Source organism: Arthrobacter sp. Dra40, from assembly GCF_059091905.1.
Genome location: NZ_JBNHHB010000090.1, coordinates 1 through 19,910, shown reverse-complemented (window position 1 = coordinate 19,910; position 19,910 = coordinate 1). Strand labels below are relative to the sequence as shown.

General features: G+C 61.7%; 21 protein-coding genes and 1 pseudogene. 10 read left to right on the top strand and 12 right to left on the bottom strand.

The window, feature by feature from the left end; all coding sequences use genetic code 11:
- Nucleotides 1-668 precede the first annotated feature (668 nt).
- Both AC5RWT_RS23715 and AC5RWT_RS23710 read left to right on the top strand, forming a co-directional pair.
- Nucleotides 669-1,241 carry an RNA polymerase sigma factor gene (locus AC5RWT_RS23715; protein ID WP_494082307.1) on the top strand — a complete coding sequence of 191 codons (573 nt, stop codon included), beginning with the start codon at nucleotides 669-671 and terminating at the stop codon, nucleotides 1,239-1,241.
- Between the two features lie 30 nt (nucleotides 1,242-1,271).
- Complete coding sequence (locus AC5RWT_RS23710) at nucleotides 1,272-2,291, top strand: CU044_5270 family protein (RefSeq protein WP_494082306.1); 1,020 nt, start codon at nucleotides 1,272-1,274, stop codon at nucleotides 2,289-2,291.
- 286 nt (nucleotides 2,292-2,577) lie between these two features.
- Here AC5RWT_RS23710 and AC5RWT_RS23705 read toward each other — a convergent pair whose 3' ends face one another.
- Complete coding sequence (locus AC5RWT_RS23705) at nucleotides 2,578-3,012, bottom strand: hypothetical protein (protein WP_494082305.1); 435 nt, start codon at nucleotides 3,010-3,012, stop codon at nucleotides 2,578-2,580.
- Between the two features lie 239 nt (nucleotides 3,013-3,251).
- On the opposite strand from AC5RWT_RS23705, the gene AC5RWT_RS23700 reads away from it, so the two are divergent.
- Both AC5RWT_RS23700 and AC5RWT_RS23695 read left to right on the top strand, forming a co-directional pair.
- Nucleotides 3,252-3,500 (top strand): hypothetical protein, encoded by a 249-nt coding sequence (locus tag AC5RWT_RS23700; RefSeq protein WP_494082304.1) that lies wholly within the window; start codon nucleotides 3,252-3,254, stop codon nucleotides 3,498-3,500.
- Between the two features lie 497 nt (nucleotides 3,501-3,997).
- Nucleotides 3,998-4,462, top strand: a complete 465-nt coding sequence (locus tag AC5RWT_RS23695; protein ID WP_494082303.1) for a hypothetical protein — start codon at nucleotides 3,998-4,000, stop codon at nucleotides 4,460-4,462.
- A gap of 190 nt (nucleotides 4,463-4,652) precedes the next feature.
- Here AC5RWT_RS23695 and AC5RWT_RS23690 read toward each other — a convergent pair whose 3' ends face one another.
- The 3 genes from AC5RWT_RS23690 to AC5RWT_RS23680 all read right to left on the bottom strand — a co-directional run bounded on the left by AC5RWT_RS23690 (nucleotide 4,653) and on the right by AC5RWT_RS23680 (nucleotide 5,949).
- A complete protein-coding gene (locus AC5RWT_RS23690) occupies nucleotides 4,653-5,045 on the bottom strand; it encodes a hypothetical protein (protein ID WP_494082302.1) in 393 nt (130 codons plus the stop codon).
- Between the two features lie 100 nt (nucleotides 5,046-5,145).
- Nucleotides 5,146-5,382 carry a type II toxin-antitoxin system Phd/YefM family antitoxin gene (locus AC5RWT_RS23685; RefSeq protein WP_494082301.1) on the bottom strand — a complete coding sequence of 79 codons (237 nt, stop codon included), beginning with the start codon at nucleotides 5,380-5,382 and terminating at the stop codon, nucleotides 5,146-5,148.
- Nucleotides 5,383-5,463: 81 nt separating this feature from the next.
- Nucleotides 5,464-5,949 carry a DUF2975 domain-containing protein gene (locus tag AC5RWT_RS23680; protein ID WP_494082300.1) on the bottom strand — a complete coding sequence of 162 codons (486 nt, stop codon included), beginning with the start codon at nucleotides 5,947-5,949 and terminating at the stop codon, nucleotides 5,464-5,466.
- A gap of 235 nt (nucleotides 5,950-6,184) precedes the next feature.
- Here AC5RWT_RS23680 and AC5RWT_RS23675 point away from each other — a divergent pair, with 235 nt between their 5' ends.
- On the top strand, nucleotides 6,185-6,655 hold the full coding sequence (locus AC5RWT_RS23675) for a hypothetical protein (RefSeq protein ID WP_494082299.1): 471 nt from the start codon (nucleotides 6,185-6,187) through the stop codon (nucleotides 6,653-6,655).
- A 32-nt stretch (nucleotides 6,656-6,687) separates the two neighbouring features.
- On the opposite strand, the gene AC5RWT_RS23670 is transcribed toward AC5RWT_RS23675, so the two are convergent.
- The 4 genes from AC5RWT_RS23670 to mraY all read right to left on the bottom strand — a co-directional run bounded on the left by AC5RWT_RS23670 (nucleotide 6,688) and on the right by mraY (nucleotide 9,629).
- On the bottom strand, nucleotides 6,688-6,912 hold the full coding sequence (locus tag AC5RWT_RS23670; protein ID WP_494082298.1) for a hypothetical protein: 225 nt from the start codon (nucleotides 6,910-6,912) through the stop codon (nucleotides 6,688-6,690).
- Between the two features lie 764 nt (nucleotides 6,913-7,676).
- A complete protein-coding gene (locus AC5RWT_RS23665) occupies nucleotides 7,677-8,102 on the bottom strand; it encodes a DUF2975 domain-containing protein (protein WP_494082308.1) in 426 nt (141 codons plus the stop codon).
- On the bottom strand, nucleotides 8,087-8,245 hold the full coding sequence (locus AC5RWT_RS23660) for a hypothetical protein (protein ID WP_494082297.1): 159 nt from the start codon (nucleotides 8,243-8,245) through the stop codon (nucleotides 8,087-8,089). Before AC5RWT_RS23660 ends, AC5RWT_RS23665 begins: the two co-directional genes overlap by 16 nt.
- Nucleotides 8,246-8,525: 280 nt before the next feature.
- Nucleotides 8,526-9,629 (bottom strand): phospho-N-acetylmuramoyl-pentapeptide-transferase, encoded by a 1,104-nt coding sequence (mraY, locus tag AC5RWT_RS23655; protein WP_494082296.1) that lies wholly within the window; start codon nucleotides 9,627-9,629, stop codon nucleotides 8,526-8,528.
- Nucleotides 9,630-10,223: 594 nt separating this feature from the next.
- On the opposite strand from mraY, the pseudogene AC5RWT_RS23650 reads away from it, so the two are divergent.
- Nucleotides 10,224-11,368 (top strand): annotated as a pseudogene (locus AC5RWT_RS23650) (ParB/RepB/Spo0J family partition protein).
- A gap of 512 nt (nucleotides 11,369-11,880) precedes the next feature.
- Here the strand turns inward: AC5RWT_RS23650 and AC5RWT_RS23645 are convergent.
- Nucleotides 11,881-12,189, bottom strand: coding sequence for a hypothetical protein (locus tag AC5RWT_RS23645; RefSeq protein WP_494082295.1), 309 nt, complete (start codon nucleotides 12,187-12,189; stop codon nucleotides 11,881-11,883).
- 226 nt (nucleotides 12,190-12,415) lie between these two features.
- Between AC5RWT_RS23645 and mobC the strand changes: the two genes are divergently transcribed.
- The 4 genes from mobC (at nucleotide 12,416) to AC5RWT_RS23625 (ending at nucleotide 16,461) form a co-directional block, all read left to right on the top strand.
- Nucleotides 12,416-12,805 carry a plasmid mobilization relaxosome protein MobC gene (gene mobC / locus AC5RWT_RS23640; protein ID WP_494082294.1) on the top strand — a complete coding sequence of 130 codons (390 nt, stop codon included), beginning with the start codon at nucleotides 12,416-12,418 and terminating at the stop codon, nucleotides 12,803-12,805.
- Between the two features lie 3 nt (nucleotides 12,806-12,808).
- Entirely contained in the window at nucleotides 12,809-14,446 is a 1,638-nt protein-coding gene (locus AC5RWT_RS23635) for a relaxase/mobilization nuclease domain-containing protein (protein WP_494082293.1), read from the top strand.
- 30 nt (nucleotides 14,447-14,476) lie between these two features.
- Nucleotides 14,477-15,706 (top strand): hypothetical protein, encoded by a 1,230-nt coding sequence (locus tag AC5RWT_RS23630; protein WP_494082292.1) that lies wholly within the window; start codon nucleotides 14,477-14,479, stop codon nucleotides 15,704-15,706.
- Between the two features lie 68 nt (nucleotides 15,707-15,774).
- On the top strand, nucleotides 15,775-16,461 hold the full coding sequence (locus AC5RWT_RS23625; protein WP_494082291.1) for a S1 family peptidase: 687 nt from the start codon (nucleotides 15,775-15,777) through the stop codon (nucleotides 16,459-16,461).
- 70 nt (nucleotides 16,462-16,531) lie between these two features.
- Here the strand turns inward: AC5RWT_RS23625 and AC5RWT_RS23620 are convergent, their stop codons facing one another.
- The 3 genes from AC5RWT_RS23620 to AC5RWT_RS23610 form a co-directional block, all read right to left on the bottom strand.
- The gene (locus AC5RWT_RS23620; protein WP_494082290.1) at nucleotides 16,532-16,972 is read right to left on the bottom strand and encodes a DUF4913 domain-containing protein; all 441 of its coding nucleotides are present in this window, start codon (nucleotides 16,970-16,972) and stop codon (nucleotides 16,532-16,534) included.
- A 12-nt stretch (nucleotides 16,973-16,984) separates the two neighbouring features.
- Entirely contained in the window at nucleotides 16,985-18,754 is a 1,770-nt protein-coding gene (locus tag AC5RWT_RS23615; RefSeq protein WP_494082289.1) for a type IV secretory system conjugative DNA transfer family protein, read from the bottom strand.
- On the bottom strand, nucleotides 18,751-19,910 hold a 1,160-nt coding region (locus AC5RWT_RS23610), incomplete at its 5' end, for a putative type IV secretion/conjugal transfer ATPase (protein WP_494082288.1). The genes AC5RWT_RS23610 and AC5RWT_RS23615, both read right to left, overlap by 4 nt.

The following is a 19,910-nucleotide window of genomic DNA, read 5'->3' as shown; positions in this document are numbered from 1 at the left end:
TGCACGCCTTAGCGTTACCGAGTCCAATACAGCCTTCAATTACGCTGGCGCGGCTTCGCCACGCGCCCACATCTCCTGTATCTATTCACCCTTCTGCGTACACAGGAGTGGCCGTCAGGCCAATGCCCTGGCCACGTCACGAGACCAGGCCGGAACTGCTTGCCGCGGGTTTTATCTCCGAGCCGGCGGGCCTGTCGTATCTGACGTCGGCAGGCGCACGGGAGGCCGGGGCCCAGGGGTGAGTCCGGCGTTTAATCCTTGGTCCCAACTTTGGTCTGTGATCCGTTGCCCCGTCCGCTGACAGCGATTCGTCTCTGCCGCGCTTGGGGCACCTTCACCGGGCCTTTTTGCGGGCGGGGTTTACGCCAATCCCAGGAGCCCTGAAATCCGCTCCTTTGCCGACCCTGGGATTTGTCGGGGGAATGGTGCGCTGAAGGACCCTCTAACGGGACGTTTTGAGTCGCCTGTACGGGGCACTCCTTACAGGACTCTTTGACGCAACATGCCAGCCCCCATCCCTTTTTTCGCCGGATAAGCCCAGTCTGAAAGTCGAACTCAGCAATGACGATCCTCCAACGAGCAGCGGCCCATACCTCGCGGAGAAAGGGGCAACGGAAATTGGTTCGCTTATTCATGGAACCAATCCGGGTGACCGGACACTATGGAGTATGGGTGGAGAGTCAGAGGTCTCGGATGAGGTGTTGTGGAAGCGGGTCGTCAACGGTGACGGTGAGGCTTTTGGCGAGATCTTCGATCGCCACAGGGACCGGGTTCTGCACCATGCCCTGAGAGTGGTGCGTTCCCCTCATACGGCTGAAGACGTGACGGCGATTGTTTTCTACGAGGCCTGGCGGCGCCGGCCGTATGTGCGCATGGTCGACGAATCGATCGTGGCATGGCTGTTGGTAACCACGAATAACACGCTCCGCAACCATGCTCGCCAGCAACGCCGCTACCGCCATTTCCTCCGCCAATTGCCACCGCCGACGGCTGCTGCAGACATCGCTGACGACATCGCGGATGCTGACCAGCACGGCTATGAAACCGCCTTGCTGCAGAAGGCTTTCGCCCAACTCAATCCTCTGGACCGTGACGTCCTGACACTCTGTGTGGTCGAAGAAATGAGCGTCCGGGAAGCCGGCATGGCACTCGGCATTGCCGAAGGCGAAATCGAGGCTGCACCGAGCCAAAGCCAGGCTCGGCACCCTGTACAACGAAGTTTCCGGAGAGCACGAGCCTGAGGACCAGACCGTGCCAGGAAGGAGCACATCATGAGTCCCCACCAGTTCCAAACCGACAGAAGCGAGGCACTGCGCCGCCAACTGGTTGAACTGCCGACGCTGCCGGGAGCCGAAGACCCCGTCCGGTTCGGGCGTGTAAAGGCAACGGCTGAACTACTCGAACGACGGACTGAAGTCACCTCGGCAGAAGAGCCGCCAGAAGAACAGACGGCACCGCCCCGCCGCCCCGGCAGGACTCGCCGGATGCTCCTCGCCGTGGCCGCCACCTGCATTGGTACGCTCGTCGTCGGACAAACCAGCATGTCGCTGCAAAGCGCGCACGCAGCCGACATCTTGCGGGCGGTTGCCGAGCAATCCGAGTCCTTCATCGACCCAATGCCCGGCCCGGGACAGTACCTCCTCGTCCACACGCAAGCCAACAACATTAGCGGCGAACGGGACGACTCCGGGAACGACGTGTACCAAAGATTCACGCAAATTATCGATGTCTACGTTCCCGCTGACCCGGACGAGGAATGGGTGCTCGACCGTGAAATGCCCCCTTCTGGCTCGTTACCCGGCTGGGAAGAACTGATCCGTGCTCAGGACGGCGAATTCTACGACGGAATGCTGGGCATCGCGCCATGGACCTTAGAAGGAGTGGCTGCCCTACCACGCGACGGAGAAGCCCTCTTTAAGGGTTTCGACGCTGATTATCGTGGAGGGTCGACCTCGCGCGACGAGGACAACTTCGGGCGCATCATTGCACTGCTCAAAAGCGGACTCGTCCCCGCGGACCTCCGTGCCAGCCTCTATGAGGCCCTGGCAATGATTCCTGGCGTGACCGCAACAGAGCAGGCCAACCTGAACGGCAAAGTCGGAATCGCCATCGGGCGCACGGAACCGCTCCGCGCCGGCCAGCGGGAGGAAATCATTATCGATCCGAACACCGGGCTGGTCATCGGCGAACGGACGGTCATGACGTACGCTGCCTACGGATTCGGTACCAACGAAGTCACCGGACACACAGCCATCGACTACGAAATCGTCGAATCCGCACCCGACGAATAAGCCATGCAGCTCAGATCCGCCACGACTAAGTTCCCCAGTCACAGGCAGCAGCCTAAGAAGTCACCTGCAGGTAAAGCTCTTTCGATAACACCTATAGCAACCGGCAGTCTTGCGTCAGCTGAGGATCCCCTTGTGGGCTGCGAGGTGACAAATAGCGCTGCGAGTCACAAACCAATCACAGGCATGCATAAGTTGCCGCCCGGCTTTGTCGCGGTGAAGGACCGGTTTATGGGTCGAAGCAACGGAAACTCAGCTTGTGAAAGCACGCACTCCGAGCCGTGCCCATTTAGGATATATTCGTTCGGTTTCCTGAGCCTCTCTCGGAATGCGTCCGGTGATCAAGAACAAGTGCGGTCACGAGCACGATGATCGTTATCACGGCGGTGATAGCCATAATTAAAACCGCAACATTTGGCGGCTGGGTGAATGCCAGAACTGCCATACCAACGATGAAGACCGCATCGACCACGAGCACCCCGAGCAGCAGCTTCCTCAGCTGAGCCGCCCTTCTATCGAGGTTCGCCTCTGAATGAGTACGCCGCTGCCCAATCAACCGCGCCAAGACCATTACCGGTCCCAGCGTTAACATGCCCACGAACGGCATGGTTCTGGTTAGAGAGCCGATCAGATCCGGTAGCGCGAATGCGAGAACACCCATCCCTAGCACGATGACGGTGGCGGGCAGGATAATGGCGGCTCGCACTTTTAGGCTCGGATTCATCACGCCCCCTTATCCCTGTAAGAGGGCACGCTACCGGCAAGTTGCACGTCTGCACAGGCATGTCAGCTCTAGCTTGGCCGGAATGACGCGGGGGACCCTAAGACAACACCGGGCTTATGGGACGCTCGATGGGGCGCAGCCGGAAGTGCCCCAAGGTCGATCCAACCTCGCTTCGTTACCGTGAACCATGAGCAATCTGAATCCAATGCCCTTACCGCCGGTATGAACGGGTGCCTGGTGTGAAGGAATGGGTACATCCGACGGTGAGGCGCGGCACGATCTGGTGGACCCTGCAAGTTGTCGTCCTTGCAGGTTTGGCTTTGGTTCTCCTCTATCTGGCGCTGGCAGACGGAAAAGCTGGTCTTCTGCTGTACGGGATCGCTTTGGGGGTTTTAGCCGTGTTTTTCGGGTTCTTTGCCAGGCGAGAGATCCAGAAGCTCCGTCATGAGTATCGGTATGAAGACAATGAAGATGGTTCCAGCCGATAGGCACAGGAAGTAAGTGCTTCGAGAGCAGTTCTATGGCCATCGTGAGGAAGCCGGTTATAAGGCGCGCTGACGGATCCTCAAACGGGACAGTGATGAGCCCTGATGGACATGGATCCCATCGCCCACTTGTCGCGGTGGGGGACCGGCTTATGGGACCTGAGATGGGGACACAGCCGGGAGTGCCCCAAGGTAGATTCAGGGTCGCTTCCTTATCGTGATCTATGAGCAATCTGATTTAAGGCCCTACCATCAGTTTGAACGGTGCCTGGTGTTAAGGAATGGGTGCATCCAACGGTGAGACGCGACACGGTTCTGGCGCGGGCAGATGGAAAAGCCGATCCTCTGTTGTACGGGATCGCGAGTTCCTGGGCGTGTTCTCCTGCCGGAGAATCACTGGCGCTGGTTAATCCCTGCAAGTATTGCTCGGCAGGCGGCATACTTCCGTTAACCGCAACGACGGTGACCAGCCAAACGTTCTCGAACCGCAGGAGCTCGATATGAAGAATTCTGCAGCACTCATGGCTTTAGTGACTCTGATGGCGCTGCTGAGTGGTTGTGGCAGTCCCTCGGGCGGCGCTGCTGGTCCAGGTGAAAGCATATCCGCCGGACCCAATGGGGAAATGCTCCTGGTAAATCCCAACAGCGCTAGGGAGAACTTTGAAATGGAAGCCGGGTTCGAGGGGGCTATTGTCCTCAACGATGAAGGCTGCATCATCGGCAGGGACATCGATGGAAAGGAAATGACCCTTATCTTTCCCGCCGATACGAGGTTCGCTAAGGGTGATCCGCTGACTGTGGAATTGGAGGGACACCCCATTCAAGTCGGGGTCCCCATGCCCGTCACTCTGGGCGGCGGCGTCCTCTCCGGAGGGCAGCTCAGCAATCTAGTAGAGGGCGCACCTGAACAGTGCCTCCGGGAGGAGACGTTCTACGTGCAGACCGTCTCCCCGCATAAGCCTTAGGGTTTCCTTGCACTACTTCTTCGATCTTGGTCCGATCGCTTTCAGTGAGGGAGTCGTCGGTGAATGCAATGACAATGAAGTTCGCCAGCTGGACGGCTGAGCCCCGATCTTGCGCACCCCAAGAGTGCGTCCGAAACACGTGCGGAGCAGACTGGATCCCATCCTCGGAGTTGAGGTATCCGTCCGGCTCTCAGCGGATGAAGGGCATGACCTGGAACGTCACAAAGTTGTACACCAGGACACCGAGGGCACCCGTCGCGCCGATACCGATCGCGGCACCGGAGAGCACTTTACCGGTGGGCTGCCGCGCGCCTCTGATTCCAAGGAGCAGGGCTAGCAGGTTCAGCACTAGCACGATGCCCCAGGCGAAGGCCCAGAACGTGAAAATGTTACCGTAGTCCCCACGGGCCGCCGCCTGCTGCTCGGCGACGGGCGCGGCGAATGTGGTGAACCAGGTGAATACCACCGCGACCAGTGCGCACGCGAATGCCACCCGCGCGGTCACGCCGGCGCGCGGCCTTGTCTGAACCGGCTGTGCGGGTGAGTCTGACGAGGCATTAGGGAAAGTCTGCGGATTGCTCATGCTCCGGAGTCTAGCGTCGGCTTAGTATCAATCCCGGAACCAAAGGGTTCCAGTCAATCCGCACTCAGGGCCGGGAATTGCGAATCATGGCCTAGATGGCTCATCGTTTGCTCTCGGTTTCGGCCGCGCGGGCGGATTCCAGGGAGTTCATGAGGCGGTGGGCGTTCCGGGGTGACGCCAGCAGGTAGTTGGTTTCCATCAACGAGTCGTACTCGGCTTTCGACATCAAGACCGCGGACCCACGCTTTGACACGATTTCTACTGCGGTGCGGTCGAGGTTGACTCGTTCGATGAGACGGACAAGGTCGCGCCGGGCCTCGCTCGCGGTTAGGGCCATATCTGCCTCCGTGTTCGTACGAGACATGCTACTGGTTGGCCTTCGCCAAGTTCTGGGGAAGCAATTTCAAATAGCGGAGCGTCAGGAGGCGTGGCCCAGGGGCCGGACACAGTGGTCGACATCATTTCCCGGAAAAAAATCCAAAACCCGGGTCCTCAGACCGAACGCCGCGGGAACAAGGGCGAGGAAGAAGATGATTCCGAACAACATCGGAGGACCGCCGACGTTGGCGAAGGACCCTGCGTGGAAACAAACACCCGCGAAGATGACTGTCATGAAAATCAGGGAAGCGGCCATAATGTTGGCCCATCGCTTTGACTGCTTGGTCAAACCCGCACCGGCCGCCGCGGCCGAGAGCAGGTGCCAGGCTGCCAGCAATGCCACCTCGAAACCGACGATCGCAACCACGATTGCCGTTATGTAGGGGGCCGCCAGATACGCAACCTCGGGGTAGGCGTTGGCGTACTCAGCCGCAGCCTGCGGAACAACCACAAACTGGGTCAGCAGTGCCCCAAGCGCAAGCCCTCCGAGGATAACGCGGAGGGGTATAACTTGCTGTCTGATCATGTCGCAATCATCGCTTACCTATATTGACTGTCAACCACACAGCACGCTCGGTTCCCCGCGGCCGGCGGCGCGGAACAGTAGAGGCGTAGTCCGTGTGCTCATGGGGGAATGGGCAGGGCTCAGTGGCTGGGTTATTCGCTTTTAGGAAGTTATCGCTTCGCAACGAACTGAAACCTTCCCTGGGGCGCTGAGCCAAGGTTAGCCTGAGACAAACGTTGCTACACGGGACGGGGACATGATGCGCACGTTGACAAAATTGATAGCCGGTTCTGCTCTTCTCCTGGCAGTAGCCGGCTGCACAAGCGGGCCCGAGCGCTCTTCACACGAACCTCAAGCTTCCGCGGGTTCAAATGACGCTGTTTCGGCAGACGCCTCCGCCGGCGACTTCGCCGAGCTGGCCGTCCAATCAACCAACAGGCACCTGCTGGCAGAAGAGGGCGACTACAAGTTCTACTCTCTGGTGCCGGTCAAGCCCGAGGACGGCCGCCTGTGCGTGGTCATCGAGTTTGAAAACAGCTCCGACGCCACGGGGTGCCACGACACCAGCCCCTACGTGGGCTTCGGGCTTGGCGAAACCGAAAACATCCTGGAGGCAAAGCTGGTATTCGCTGGCTACAATCCAGGCAAGGATCTGGCCGAAGGATGGAACTACCTGCACCCCAACCTGCTGGTGCGCGGTCTGGGCGATCCTGATCCGGCCAGCTAGGCCACTCGCTCACTACTGCACACGTCGTGCGGCTAGAGACTGTCGGAGTTGGATGATTGCCTGAGTTTTCGCCATGTCATGAACTGGGCCACTCCGCCCACAAGGAACACCGCCCCCAAGAACAGCCAGAAGTACGAGTCTGAAAACCTATTGGTGAGGCCGGCAAAGATTGCATAGAGAGCGAAGAGCGTCTGTACGATGGCCAGCAGCAAGGGGAACCGCGGGGCGAACTTGGACCTCTCCGGATGCTCCGTCATGCTCACAGGGTATGGCTGGCCTGCCAATCGGGCTAGAGCCGTCCCAGCCGGCGGGAAATCCAGCGCGAGGTCAGTCGTTAGCGGACAGCTATCTTTCCATCGACTGCTACCGTGCCGTTGGTGATGTTCTTTTGGGTCGCCCGTCCCGGAATCGAAGATGAAGTTTTCACTCTCCGTTCCGTCCGCTGAAGGCGTCCGACTGCCGCGGGCAAGGCGTGACACACCTCCACCGTCAAGACAGTGTTGGAGTCGGTCACGATGCGGCGTGCCCTTCAGCCTCTAGACCGGTAGGTTCAACCCATAGATGAAGCCAGGAGGAACGATGAGCACGGAACGTTGGGTTTTGGCCGCAATGCTGGGGGGCGTCCTCGTGCTGTTCATGGCGGGATGCGGATCCAGCCCCGCCGACGCAGACCCGAACGCCCCGAATGGGACATCGGACCGGTGGCATGTAGGCGTACTCGGTCCGCGAACCGGCCCCTACCAACAATGCTTGAATGACCTAAGCATTGAAGAAGCCTTTCAATCTGCGGACATGCCGTCCTCGCATTTGGGCATCAAACTTGTCGCATCAGCAACGGAAGAAGATGCTCAGCGAATCGCAGACTGTCTGAGACAGACCCTGAAAACCGGTGAAGTATCGATCAGCAGCCCGGGAAGCTAGAGCTGGCCCCGGCCGAAGATCGCGGAAGCTCTCACCGCGAAGGCATCACCACAGCGACGGGCAAGGCGTGGCATGCATCCACCGTGAAGGCTGGAGTCGGTCACGCTGCGGCGTGCCCTCCAGTAGATGGACGCGATACACGGCCGTCGACATCATCTCCCAGCACGAAAATGATGGCCTTGTTTCTGAGAACGAACGCGACGAGTACAAGGGCGAGAGAAGCGAGAAGCCCGAAGAACATCGCAGGGCCGCCGACTGCTGCGAAGGATCCGGCGTGTACACAGACACCCGCGAAGATTACTGCCATGAAACTTAGGGAAGCTGCAAAGACATCGGCCCATCGCTTTGCCCGACGGGGTGAGGCCCCGCCGGCTGCCGCGGCCGAGGGTAGTTGCCACGCTGCCAGCAAAGCCACCTCGTATCTGCCGATTGCAACCACGATTGCAGTGACATTCGGGGGCGCCAGATACGCAACCTCGGGGTAGCCCTCGGCATAGCCCCTTGAGGAGCTTACATTTCTCTCGATCCTGCTTTCCTCCGCCGCTCAATAATCGCAGCTACAACACTGATGGCGGCAACAATCGCCCAACCGATATGGCCAAAGGCCGAAGTCGATACGACTGCCAAGACGGCTGCGGCTATTGCGAATACTACGAAGAGAATAAACATTCGGGTCTCCTAAGCCCATCGAGATTGATCGCAAGCGTCAAGTGTGAGGGCTGTCCCGGCTAACGTTACGGCGCCTGCATAGATCAACGCGCTTGTCCCGCCGGTAAAGGGGAGTCGCTGCTGTGACGAGCGCGACCAGCGCAGCGGTATCGGCTGTAACAGATCTCGCAATGCAGGGCGCGTTCGGTTAGCCGGTTTACCAAGCAACGTCGGTGCCCTTGGTCTGTCGGGACCGCCGTTCCGTATTTGAGGGGGCATTTCGCTCTTAGTCGATTGACTGTTACAGCAGGACAACCCATTCAGCGTAAAAGATTCCAAGGGCGACGGCGACGAAAAAGCCCGCAACGATCCAGAAGCGGGCCACCACGGTGACCTGTTCCCAGCCTTTCAATTCAAAGTGGTGATGCAGCGGCGTCATGAGGAAAACGCGCTTGCCGCCGGAGAGTTTGAAAAAGCTCACCTGGATAATGACGGACAAGGTAATCATCACGAACAGGCCGGCCACGATGACCAGGAGCAGTTGAGTGCGGGACAGAATCGCGAACCCCGCGATTGCGCCCCCGAGGGCGAGTGACCCGGTATCACCCATGATGATCTTCGCCGGTGTGGTGTTCCACCAGAGGAATCCGACAAGGGAACCGCACAGCGCAGCCGCGATTAGGGCCAGATCGAGCGGATCCCGCACCTGGTAGCAAATATTGTTCGGAACACTGGGATCAGCGCAACGTTGGTTGAACTGCCAGATGCCCATCAGCGTGTAAGCGCCGAAGACAAAGATCGACGCCCCCGCGGCCAGGCCATCCAGCCCGTCGGTGATGTTCACGCCGTTGGATGCCGCGGTGAGGATCAGGATGGACCACAGGATGAACAAGATCGCGCCGATCAGCGGCCCTGCGAAGGCTAAATCGAAGGACGTGTCCCGAACGAATGAGATTGCGGTGGAGGCTGGAGTATGTCCGTTCTCATTGGGGAAGTTGAGAGCGAAGACCGCGAACGTAACCCCAACAGCCGTCTGGCCGATGATCTTAGCCGGCGCCGTTAGCCCAAGGCTGCGCTGCTTGGAGACCTTGATGTAGTCGTCGAAGAAGCCTACGAGGCCCATTCCGACGGTGACTAGGAGCAGCAGCAGTCCCGAGGCTGTTGGGCCGGACGATGCACCAAGCATCGTCATGATGCCGTGCGTTGCGAAATAGGCGATCACCACCGACCCGATGATCCACGCCCCTCCCATGGTGGGAGTGCCACGCTTGGTTTGGTGGGAGGTGGGGCCATCCTCGCGGATGAACTGGCCGTAGTTCTTCTTAACAAGGTAGCGAGCGAGCACCGGTGTACCGCTCAACGACAAAATCAGGGCCAAAGCCGCAGCGATCAGCAGCGCAATCATAGGGAGGCGCCCCTTCTGTTTCCCGGACTGAGTCCGTTGCATGACTGAGGTGGATCGCCGGGCACCCCCGCCGACTCGTTCGACGCCGATCTTATCGAATCGTTTCATCATCACCAGCTCGACTCACCAGCTATAACTGAACCAACCGGCCCACAACAATCCTGTTATTGCCCCGGATTTGAGGGAGCGTCGCGCCGCCGCTGCGCTCCAACCAGTTATTGGACGTCCGCTGGCGCGGCTGGCTGTGGGGGCCAGTGCCTCTGTCGCAGGGCTCCGGAGACCTGTCCTTGTCCTGCCTAACGGCGTTTTTTGGTTGCTGTCCTGCGGATTTTAGGCGTCCGCTCCGGCCCGTCCAGCCCCGGTCGTTCCTCCCGGGGCCTGCGGTGGCGGGAAATGTCCCTCCGGCGCTCCTGCGTCGCTGATTTCCTTGAGGGAATTTCCTTCCCCCTTGCCCTGCGGGTGGACGGGCCTGCGTCGGACGCCGAGCAAGCGAGCTTGCCAGCAACCAAAACAACGGCGGGAGAAGGGGATACTGGCCGGTCACCAAGGCCGCCCCACCCACCCAAGGCTTCTCGGACAAGAAGGAACAACACCATGAACGCCACACCGACACTGGAAATGCTCGACCCGGCCACCTTGAGCGTGGATATCAACGTCCGTAAGGACGCGGCCCTGACCGCCGGTTTTGTCGCCAGCATCGCTGAACACGGCGTGATGGAACCGGTCATCGCGCACCGCAAGGGCGACGGCACGGTGCATGTGCTGATGGGACAGCGCCGCACCTGCGCCGCCGTCGAATTGGCGCTGAAGGCGAAGTCCACGGACACCGGGTCCGCCGCCCTGGGCAGGGGATACACGATTGAAGCGGCCCTGATCCTGGCCGAGTTCGCCTCTGATGAGGACGCGACGGCCGAGCTCGAGTCAGTCCTCGCGGATGAGTCGGACATGCTCGCCCACGTCGCCCGGCAGTTGCGGGACCGCCGCGACCGCGCGGCCGCACTCGCGGCGCTGACGGCCGAGCTGGAAGCCGCCGGAACCACTGTGGTGGAACGGGCAGGGTACGACGGCGACAGTGAGAACGTCCGGGTGTCCTCGCTGAACAGGGCCGACTGTGAGCCGGCCACCGATGAAGATGCAAACGCCGTTCACGTCGTCACGTCCTATAACGGCCAGCACTCCACTGTCCCGGTCGTGGCCGGGTGGAAGGAGCGGGGCTTCACGCTCAGGTACAGCGGCTACGGCTGTCCCCGGCGAACAATGGTCCGATGACCCAGGAGCAGAAGGCCGAGCGGAAAACCCTGATCGAAAACAACAAGCTGATGCAGTCGGCCACGACGGTCAGGACTTCGTGAAGTCCCTGCTGGCGAAGAAGCAGCCGCCGAAGGGATGGCAGCACTTCACCGTGCACGCCATCACCCACCATCCCGAAACGGTCAGCGGCTACGAGGGAACCGTCGCCGCTGAGCTGGCCGGGGTCAAGACGGGGGAGGCCTCGGTCAGGTGGGGCTGGAACCCGTTGCGGGATCACGTGGCCAAGTCCACGGCCCAGCCCGAGGTGTCGCTGATCGCGCTGGTCTGCGCCGGGTATGAGAAGACCATCGCCAAGGACTCCTGGCGGTCCCCGAGCAGCGGCCACATCGACTACCTGACCCGGCTCGTTGGATGGGGATATGGCCAGTCCGGTTGAGCAGATCATCCACGACAGTGCCGCACCCGCACCGGAACACGAAACCGATTAAGAGCCCGTTGCCGGGCGGAACCCGCACCGCCCGGCAACGGCTCCGGGCCACTCACTTACATGTTGGCCGGAAACCTTTCCAGGGTCGGGCGGTCCGCCGCCGGGGCGCGCACCACGGCAGCCACTCATCGGCGGCGGACCGCCGTTCGACGCGGCCACCAGGAAGCAGCAAAGTGCCGCGGCTCCCGGCGGGCTAAGAGGCACGCGCGGTGGGACCTTCGGGCGCCGTGCTTTGCCGCGTCGGGCGTCCGGGTTCGCGACAACGTTTCCGCTGCGTGCGGATCACGGATTTCCTTTGTCCGAGGATCGGAACAGGGCCGGCCCACAAGCCGGCCTGCTACCGCCCCGAAGTGGAGGCTGTGCATGACCGCCGGGGCGCGGTGGTGGGTGTCGGGGCCGGTGGTGAGCTGGCGGTTGTGTGCAGCCGGTTGGCTGGGTCCCGTCGTCCAGGTGTGTGCGGGAAAAGCCCGGAGGATTTAGCTTTTGCCGTGCACAGGTGGGCGAGGGGAGATGCTACTGGTTTGCCGGTACGGCGCTCTCTGTGCGTGCCTCGGAATTGCTTTCGGTGGAGCGGCCGGCGGCCTTCCTGCGCCGGCTGGCGGCGCCGGTTTCGAGTCCGAGCTTCTTGAGTTCCTCGGGGCTCCAACCGTCCTTGGTGGCACGCACGTAGGCGCGCTTATCGTCGCGCTCGGCTTCGGCGAGCTGTTCTTTGAGGTCGCTGATCCGTTGACGGGTTTTCACCAGTGCGGTGACGGATTCGATGCGCGAGTCCAGGAGCGCGCGGGCCCGGTTACGTGTCTGCTCAATATCAAGGGTAGCCATGATGCCAGCCTAACCGGACGTCACGACAAACCAGATCTCCCAACGGGTCGCGGCCCCTAGGGTGCCTCACGCGCGAAAATCAGCCCGGACGGAGCAAGCTATACACTTACACCCGTGTAAGTGGTGAATCCTTTCGACAAAGGGTTGTCGGTCGGGCACACTGGTGAGTGTGGTCCCCGGTTTCGGGGTCGCTGCGCTGGGCCTGTTGAAGGATTGGGGGGAACGAGTGACTGAAGAGGATGCGTCTCGTTCCCGGTTCTCCCGTCGGCGTCGGGAGAACAAGCCCGCGGGGTCCAAGAAGCGTCGGGACGTGTGGGTTACCGCAGAGGAAGACGCTGCTCTGATGGCGCGTGCTGCCAGGGAGCGGGTGACGGTGCCGAACCTGTTGGTGTCCTCGGCTTTGTCGGAGTCTTCTGATTCGCCGACGGAACGACGTGCGATTGCTGCGGAATTGATGGGCCTGCATAACCTGTTGGCCCGCTCGTCGAACAACATCAACCAGCTGGCGCGGCAGGCGAACGCCACCGGTGATTTCCCGGCCGAAGCGAGCCAGGCGTTGCGTCATATCCGCTCTGTAGCGATGCGGATTGACGATGCAATTGATGGGCTGATGTAGGCCATGATTCCGAACATCACCCGCGGCTCACGCATGACCGGCCTCATCCTTTATCTCGCATCGACTGATGCTGATAAGACGAAGAACGCCCACACCGAACCGCACCTGGTGGCCGGCGACGCAGCGATCATGGCATGGTACGACGACGGCGTCTTGGACAAGGATGATGCCCTGGCCATTGCCAAGCACCTTGACCGTCCCCGGAAGGCCTTCGGTGTCTCAGTCCAAGTCAAGGACATGCAGTGGGACGCGGCCAAGAAGGAGCGCATCCACGTCGGCTACAAGGACGCCAGCGTTTGGCACTGCTCACTGAGCCTGCGCGCCGAGGAAGGCGCACTGACGGACCAGCAGTGGGGCGATATCGCCAACGACTTCGTAGACGCCATGGGCTTCACCGAAACCAGCGGAAAGGCCCGCTGCCGCTGGGCCGCGATCAACCATGGCACGTCGGAGAACGGCAACCACCACATCCACATCGCCGTGTCCCTGGTCCGCGAAGACGGCACCAAAGCATCCACACACGGCGACTACAAAAGAGCCCAGCAAACCTGCCGCGAGCTCGAGGTCAAGTACGGGCTGGAACAGCTCTCCACCGTGCACGCCACACGCGGTTACGACCGGGCCGAGAAGGCAACCGCCGTCCGTGACGAGCGCGAAATGCACCGCGCTTCCCTGGCACGAAAAGTCCGCGCATGCGCCACGTCATCAGCGACCGAAGGTGAGTTCGTCCGGCGTGCCCGAGAGACCGGAATGCTGGTCCGTCCCCGCTACGCCAAGAACACCACCGACGTCATCGTTGGCTACTCCGTAGCCGAACGGCCAAAAGCCGGTGAGCGACCGATCTGGTTCGGCGGCGGAACCCTCGCCTCTGACCTGAAACTGGGCGCACTTCGTGAGGCATGGATGGACTCACCACAGCTGGCAACCGAGGCCGCAGCCGAGTGGAACGCAGCAGCCAGGAACAAGCGCACAGTGTCCAGGACCGGACCTGAGAGGGCAACCCCGCCGGCGCAGGTATGGGTGGAATACACGCGCAGTGCCGCCGCGTTGGCTGACGAGCTTCGCAAGATCCCGCGTGATGATCACGCCACCTGGGCGAAGGCGGCCCGGGAGGTTTCCGGCGCCTTCGCTGCCTGGTCCTACCGGCTTGAGCCCACCCCGGGACCCTTGGCTGCTACGGCAGCGGAACTGTCCCGCACCGCCCAGCTCCGCGCACCAAGGCAGCACGGCAAGCCCGTCGCACTGCCGTCCATTGCCGGTACGGCCATGCTGTTCATGGCGGCGTCCAGTAAGAACAAGACTGCAGCGCAGACAGCACTCATGGTGCAGCTAATCAACACCGCTTTTGCTGTGTACGAGATGCACGCCCAGTCCGGCCGTGCCCGGGAAGCCCAGCGCATCCGATCAGTGGTCGAAAACCAACTGGCCCCGTTCACCGCGACGATGCCCAAGGCCGTTTCCGTAGGAGCAGAACAGCAGGCCGCCGAAGCGGCCGCGGTGCCGCCCAGGGCAGTTGACATTGCACGCCGCGGCATCGCCCCAATCCGACCCGGTTCGGTGGTCCCCACGACACCCACACCGGCCACGCCAGCGAAGACCTATCAACCCAGCCGCGACACCGGGCCGGGACTCGACCGCTAAGAATCCCACCACTAGTGCAAGGGGAACACCATGAGTGAATCAGACGGCATCGACGACTTCCTCGACAACGGAATGCGGCAATCCCTGATGATCGCCTCACGCATCGCCGAGACCCTGGCGCGCCGCCGGCAGGAAGCCCAGCGACAGCAGGAACACCTTGACACCCAGGCTGCACAGGAAGCCCAAGCGCGCCTCGTGGCTGAACGCAGCTCAGCCCTCGCCGTCCTCGCAGCTGTCCAGAAAGACGAGTGGTGGGACAAAGCGCAGCCGGCCGATATCGCCACGGCACACGCCGTCGCTGAAGGCTGGAAAGACCACGACCCCACCGCCCTTGAAGCCTCTACAAAAATCCGTGAAGAAGTCCTTGCCCGGTACGGCATCGACACACACGACGTCGGCGCGGATTCCCCCTACCTTGAATCAGGAATCGCGACCATCGCGACCGAAAACGCCCGGCGAGACGAGCTGGCACGCAGCCAAGAAGAAGCACGGAAAGCCGCCGCCGAACACGAGAAAGCTATGCAACTGATCGCGGCCGCGCAGGCAGAAGAACTTCGAGCCCAGGCGACGAAGCTGGCACCTGAAATGAAGCGCCACCAGGTACCCGTTGAGTACCTGGCAAACCCCGAACTGGCACAGGCCCTGCAGCGCGCCCACAACGCGAAGACGCCCAAGGCTGCTGCGGCTGCAGACGCCGACATTAAAGAGCGTCTGTTCCTCATCGGCAAGGACGGAATCAATGGCCCCGACATCGAGCAGCTGCGCAAAGAAACCACCGCGAACATCAACGGTGCCGGCGAATCCCACTTCAACGATCCCCAGTTCGTGAAAGCAGCCAAGGAGATGCACGAAGCAAAGCTCCTGGCTGAGGGCGGCTTCCCAGGCACCCAAGTTGCGTCAATGGAGCAACGGTATGAACGCGCCGAGAAGGAACTGTTCGCCCGCCTCGAAGGCGTCGGCCGCGAAATCGAAAACCGCGTCACTGGCAGCGACAGCAGCCAACTCAAAGACCAGGCTCTCAAAGCAGAAACCGCATCAGCTGCCAGCTACGGCTCAGCCGAACACCACGCAAAATTCGCGGAGTCCCTGGAGGGCACCGGTGCCAATGAGGCGCAGATCCGGGGGCGCCTTACAGCGGCACGCAGTGAGGGTACACACCCCAGCGCAGCCGTCACAGCTGGAAAGGCAACGAAGGCCAGGAAGACCCGCGGAGGGGCTGCTGTAGGTGCTGAGAGGAGCAGGAACGGCCTGAGCCGCTAGTACTGCAGCAATGGAAGGGAGAGACGCCATTAGGGGTCTCTCCCTTCTCGTGGGGTACGGTCACCTTTGTGTATTTCAACAGTAGTGTTATCCCCCTTTCTGCGGTCCTGCCCCCCGGCGAAAAAGCCATGATCGGGAGCGGGTTCCTTGTCAAAGCTGATGAGCAAACCTATTTGGTCACCGCGGCCCATGTGGCTAACAACCTGGTTGATCAATACGCCGAGTGGTCGAAATGGGCCCAAGCCATTACCTTCCACGATCAGCTCCAGAATCCGCTGGGGCAAGTGGCCCTTTTCGGGACAGATGATGATGGGGAAAGGATTCCCGCCTTCAAATATGGTCGCGCTGCCGATGATAATCACCGCATATTGGACTTGATCATGGTGCCGCTGCCCGCGGCTGACCCGCTATTGGCCACCGTTGGTGAGTTCCGGCCATTCGCACCGGTCACGTTTAGGCTCAATGATCCGGTAGTCATTGTCGGGTGTCATGACTGGCCTCGAATCAACACTAAACATTACTTTCTGCGGAGTTATTCACCGGATTTTGTCGTGCTGCACATAGACCCGCCGTCTCAGAACGGGGAGTCAGGAGGGCCGGTGCTGAGCACATCGGGGGAGCTACTCGGCGTGAACTACGGTGCACGGGATACGGACGACGCCCCAGGCCCTGGCCTGGTTCTCAATGCCGACTTGTTGCGCTTGCTCCATTCCGGAAATGAAGGTTACCTGGAAGGACAGAAACGTCCCGACTGACGCTCGAATGAGCCGCTGGGCATAAGGAGAGGGAGGCCGCGTAGGCGCCTCCCTCTCCTTGGCTTTGTTTCTAGGCTGGTTGTGCACGAACGTCCGGGAACCAGCCTTCCGGTGCCCTCCTAGGCTCCAAGTGTTCAGGGTCGCGGTGCTTCTGCATATCGCATTTGTAGAACGGTCCGCGTGGGTCGAGGAGCACGCTCATGTGGTGGTCTGCGTGATCTTTGAACCAGACGCTCATGCCGGTAGCTCCATCTAATCTGAGGTGTTCCCAGGCCCGCCAGAGCGCTTCCACCCGGGAGACAGCTTCCGGGTGGAAGTACCATTCGATACACCACTTCGCTGCCCGACCATCGACATCGCGGACGTAGGTAGGGATCAGCTGCTCGTGCAGGAACTCTTCCGCTGAGCCGTAGACCAACTGCGGGGGCTTCTGCTGCTCGCCGGCATCAGCGCCAGTTTCCTCTACGTCGGGGCTGGGAGCTTCACCGAATCGGCCGATATCGATAGTCATACCCCTGCTCCCCTACCCTGTCACCCATGGATTTGCGGCCGGCGCCGCTGCCACCGGTACTGGCTCTTCCTCCGGCTGCGGGCTGTACTTCTTGATGGACGCTTCCACAGCGTCCTTGTGCGGGCCGGTGTACCAGGGCATGGTGCGGACCAACGTGGCGGGTGCACCGGAGGCGAGGACGACGGCGCGGCCGCGATCGAGTTCAGCGAGGTTGGAAACGTCGAAGATACGCTCCTTGGACTCCTGACGGGAGCGGCTGGACCCAGACTTCCCTGATGAGACGGAGACGTTGATGTAGCTGTAGTCCCCGATCAGGTCAGAGAGGGCGCGGAGGAAGCCTTCTTCGGCGACACCGCCGCCGTAGACCTTGACGTTCGCCGCCGACCAAATCTTCCGCATGTTCGCCTCGCCCCAGAGCTCGACTCCCTGGGACCAGGACTGCAGGATGCCCATGACGATGAGGCCTTTGGAGCCGTAGTGGCTGAACTGGTCCGGCAGGCCGGCCCAGCGGACGACGTTGGCCAGCTCGTCCAGGGCGAACAGCGCAGGTTTGGGCAGTCGGCCGCCGCTGCGTTCTGCCCGTTCCTCCATAGCCTCGGCGATCGCCACGGTCAGCGCCGTGGTGAGTGGTGCGGCTGAGCCTGCCCCTTCCTTGGAGAGGATGTAGATAGTCTCCTGGGACGCTGCGAAGGCGTGCGGGTTGAACTGCCGGCGCGCTTCACTGGCGACGCTTGCGCCGCCTGTCGGGGCGACCCAGCGGAGGGTGTTGCGGCTTTTGAGGCACTGGATCATTTTCTCGGCGGTGCCGAAGATGCCGTCGCGCTGCTTGTCGGCCAGCTTCAGCGTGGACTCCAGGCCTTTGTACTGCAGCTCGTAGTCATGCTGCCGGAGGATTTCGATGGGTTCCTGGCTGACCTGCTCAGTCACCCACAGGTAGACCTGCGTGATCGGCAGATCGCCAAGTGCTGCCGCGAGGAAGTACGAGGAGAGGATGTCTTCGGCTTTGGGGTCGAAGTAGGCGTCTGGCTTTGACCCAGGGACACGGGAACCGACCGCGAAGTGCTGGGTGAGCTTGTAGGCCTTCTCTTCGTCCGTGACGTAGGAGAGCGGGTTCCACCACCAGTGAGGTTCTTCCTGGGCGATCTTCTGTGGATCGAAGACCCACACTGGAGCCGTGGCTTCGCGGACGCCACGGGTGCCGTCCACCACGTCACGCTTGTTCGACGTCGAAACCACGGCGCCGGTGGCATCCAGAATCGCGGGCATCACCCGGGAGGTCGATTTACCGGTTCGGGGTCCCCAGATGTCGAGGCTGAGGTCTTCCCAGGACTGGACGAATTTCCGGCCGGTGGAGACCACCTTGCCGACGACGATACCGGGGTTGTCCTTCACCCCCAGCCGGTCGGCCTTGGCCTGCGCTCCCTTTTCGGAGAACGCGGCCAGCGACTTCCCCCGGCCCAGGTAGCGGGCGGCTTTATCGACCCGGGCGCGCTTGGACGCACCCTGCCGCCAGGCCACCAAGACGACGACGGCCAGCGCCAGGACTAACCCCACCAGCACGCAGACGACGACGGTGGACTGGGTGGGCCAGGGCACTTTGCCCTTGATGAGCCCGGCGATCAGGTCAATGGGGTGGGCTGGCGGTGCGTCGATGCCGGCCATCCAGGATCCAAGGTGAACGGCGGCGTACGTGCCGCCGCCGAAGACGACGATAAAGCCGATGGCCAGCCACACGAGGATGGCGTCCCCGAGGCCCATGCCTTTGCGGTTCGGTGCGCTCACAGTGAGCCTCCTTCGGTTGGCAGGACGGGTGCGGCGGGGTCCAGGATCGGTTCCGGGGAGCCGTGCCATTTGCCGTCGGTGTCGTTGACCCCATCCGGGCCGTGCTCCACCGAGGTCAGCCCCACCTGGACCGGGATCCCCGGGCGGCCGCCGACCTTGATGAGGAACTTCCCGCGCCCTGGCGGCTCGACGTCCACACCACGGGAGTCCCACGCGGGCGGATCCTGCCAGGAAATGAGCTTTTGCTGCTCCTGCCGGGACAGAGGTATCGCGGAGGTCAGCAGCGGCATCTCGGAAGCGGGCAGGCCGCCGCAGATGACCATGCCTGAGCGTTCGACGAAGCCGCGGGCCTTCATCCGGTCCTCCTCGGCCGGCAGGGCCAGCAGGTCGGACATGGTGTGGGAGATCATGATCTGCCCGACGCCGACGGACCTGTTCAGGCGGGTCAGGGCGTCCACCCGGTCAACCATGCCTTTGCCGGCGCGCAGGGCCCGCCACAGTTCGTCCAGGACGACGAAGTAGTTTCGGCGCGGTTCCAGGCCCGCGTCGGCGAGGGCGTTGGCGACGTTCACGGTTCCGAAGCCGTAAGACCAGCAGGCCAGCAGCACGGCGGCCTGCAGATCGGTTTCGGTCTCGTCGATGCTGGAGACATCGAAGACCACGGCACGGTCACGCTTCATGGGGTTGGTGGTCTGACGGGAGAAGATTTCGCCCAGCTTCCCTCCCCCGGTCAAGCCCAGGAGAGTGGCTTCCAACGCCCGGGTTTCCTGCAGATAAATGTTCATGTCGCCGCGGTCCAGCGCGACCTGCCGCAGTTCGTCGGGGGCGGAGACGATTACATCGAGCAGGTCTTTCAGGACCGGAATGCCGTCGAAGCGTTCATCGAGGACGCGCAGGGCCCGGTCCAGGATGGTCTGTTCCTGGTCTGTGGGTGGGTTGTTCCGGCTGATGGTGATGAGGGAGACGACCATGGTCAGTCGACGGCCGTGGGCGTCGGCGCGGACCCGGGCTGCGTCTTCGTGGTGGCCGCTGTCTTCCAGCAGCTGGGCTGCTTCGACTGCCTGGCCGGGGTCGAGGATGTTCAGGTAGCCGACGCCGCGGCCGAGCTTGATGACCTGGCCGCCCAAGGCTTTCACGGCTTTGACGTGCTCGCCTT

Excerpts from the sequence above, each read along its gene's own strand:
- mraY (WP_494082296.1), bottom strand. The coding sequence starts at position 9,629 with ATGATTGCGCTGCTGATCGCTGCGGCTTTGGCCCTGATTTTGTCGTTG.
- AC5RWT_RS23680 (WP_494082300.1), bottom strand. The coding sequence starts at position 5,949 with ATGATCAGACAGCAAGTTATACCCCTCCGCGTTATCCTCGGAGGGCTT.
- AC5RWT_RS23695 (WP_494082303.1), top strand. The coding sequence starts at position 3,998 with ATGAAGAATTCTGCAGCACTCATGGCTTTAGTGACTCTGATGGCGCTG.
- AC5RWT_RS23645 (WP_494082295.1), bottom strand. The coding sequence starts at position 12,189 with ATGGCTACCCTTGATATTGAGCAGACACGTAACCGGGCCCGCGCGCTC.
- AC5RWT_RS23660 (WP_494082297.1), bottom strand. The coding sequence starts at position 8,245 with ATGTTTATTCTCTTCGTAGTATTCGCAATAGCCGCAGCCGTCTTGGCA.
- AC5RWT_RS23705 (WP_494082305.1), bottom strand. The coding sequence starts at position 3,012 with ATGAATCCGAGCCTAAAAGTGCGAGCCGCCATTATCCTGCCCGCCACC.
- AC5RWT_RS23635 (WP_494082293.1), top strand. The coding sequence starts at position 12,809 with ATGATTCCGAACATCACCCGCGGCTCACGCATGACCGGCCTCATCCTT.
- AC5RWT_RS23630 (WP_494082292.1), top strand. The coding sequence starts at position 14,477 with ATGAGTGAATCAGACGGCATCGACGACTTCCTCGACAACGGAATGCGG.
- AC5RWT_RS23685 (WP_494082301.1), bottom strand. The coding sequence starts at position 5,382 with ATGGCCCTAACCGCGAGCGAGGCCCGGCGCGACCTTGTCCGTCTCATC.
- AC5RWT_RS23670 (WP_494082298.1), bottom strand. The coding sequence starts at position 6,912 with ATGACGGAGCATCCGGAGAGGTCCAAGTTCGCCCCGCGGTTCCCCTTG.
- AC5RWT_RS23690 (WP_494082302.1), bottom strand. The coding sequence starts at position 5,045 with ATGAGCAATCCGCAGACTTTCCCTAATGCCTCGTCAGACTCACCCGCA.
- AC5RWT_RS23715 (WP_494082307.1), top strand. The coding sequence starts at position 669 with ATGGGTGGAGAGTCAGAGGTCTCGGATGAGGTGTTGTGGAAGCGGGTC.
- AC5RWT_RS23675 (WP_494082299.1), top strand. The coding sequence starts at position 6,185 with ATGATGCGCACGTTGACAAAATTGATAGCCGGTTCTGCTCTTCTCCTG.
- AC5RWT_RS23710 (WP_494082306.1), top strand. The coding sequence starts at position 1,272 with ATGAGTCCCCACCAGTTCCAAACCGACAGAAGCGAGGCACTGCGCCGC.
- AC5RWT_RS23620 (WP_494082290.1), bottom strand. The coding sequence starts at position 16,972 with ATGACTATCGATATCGGCCGATTCGGTGAAGCTCCCAGCCCCGACGTA.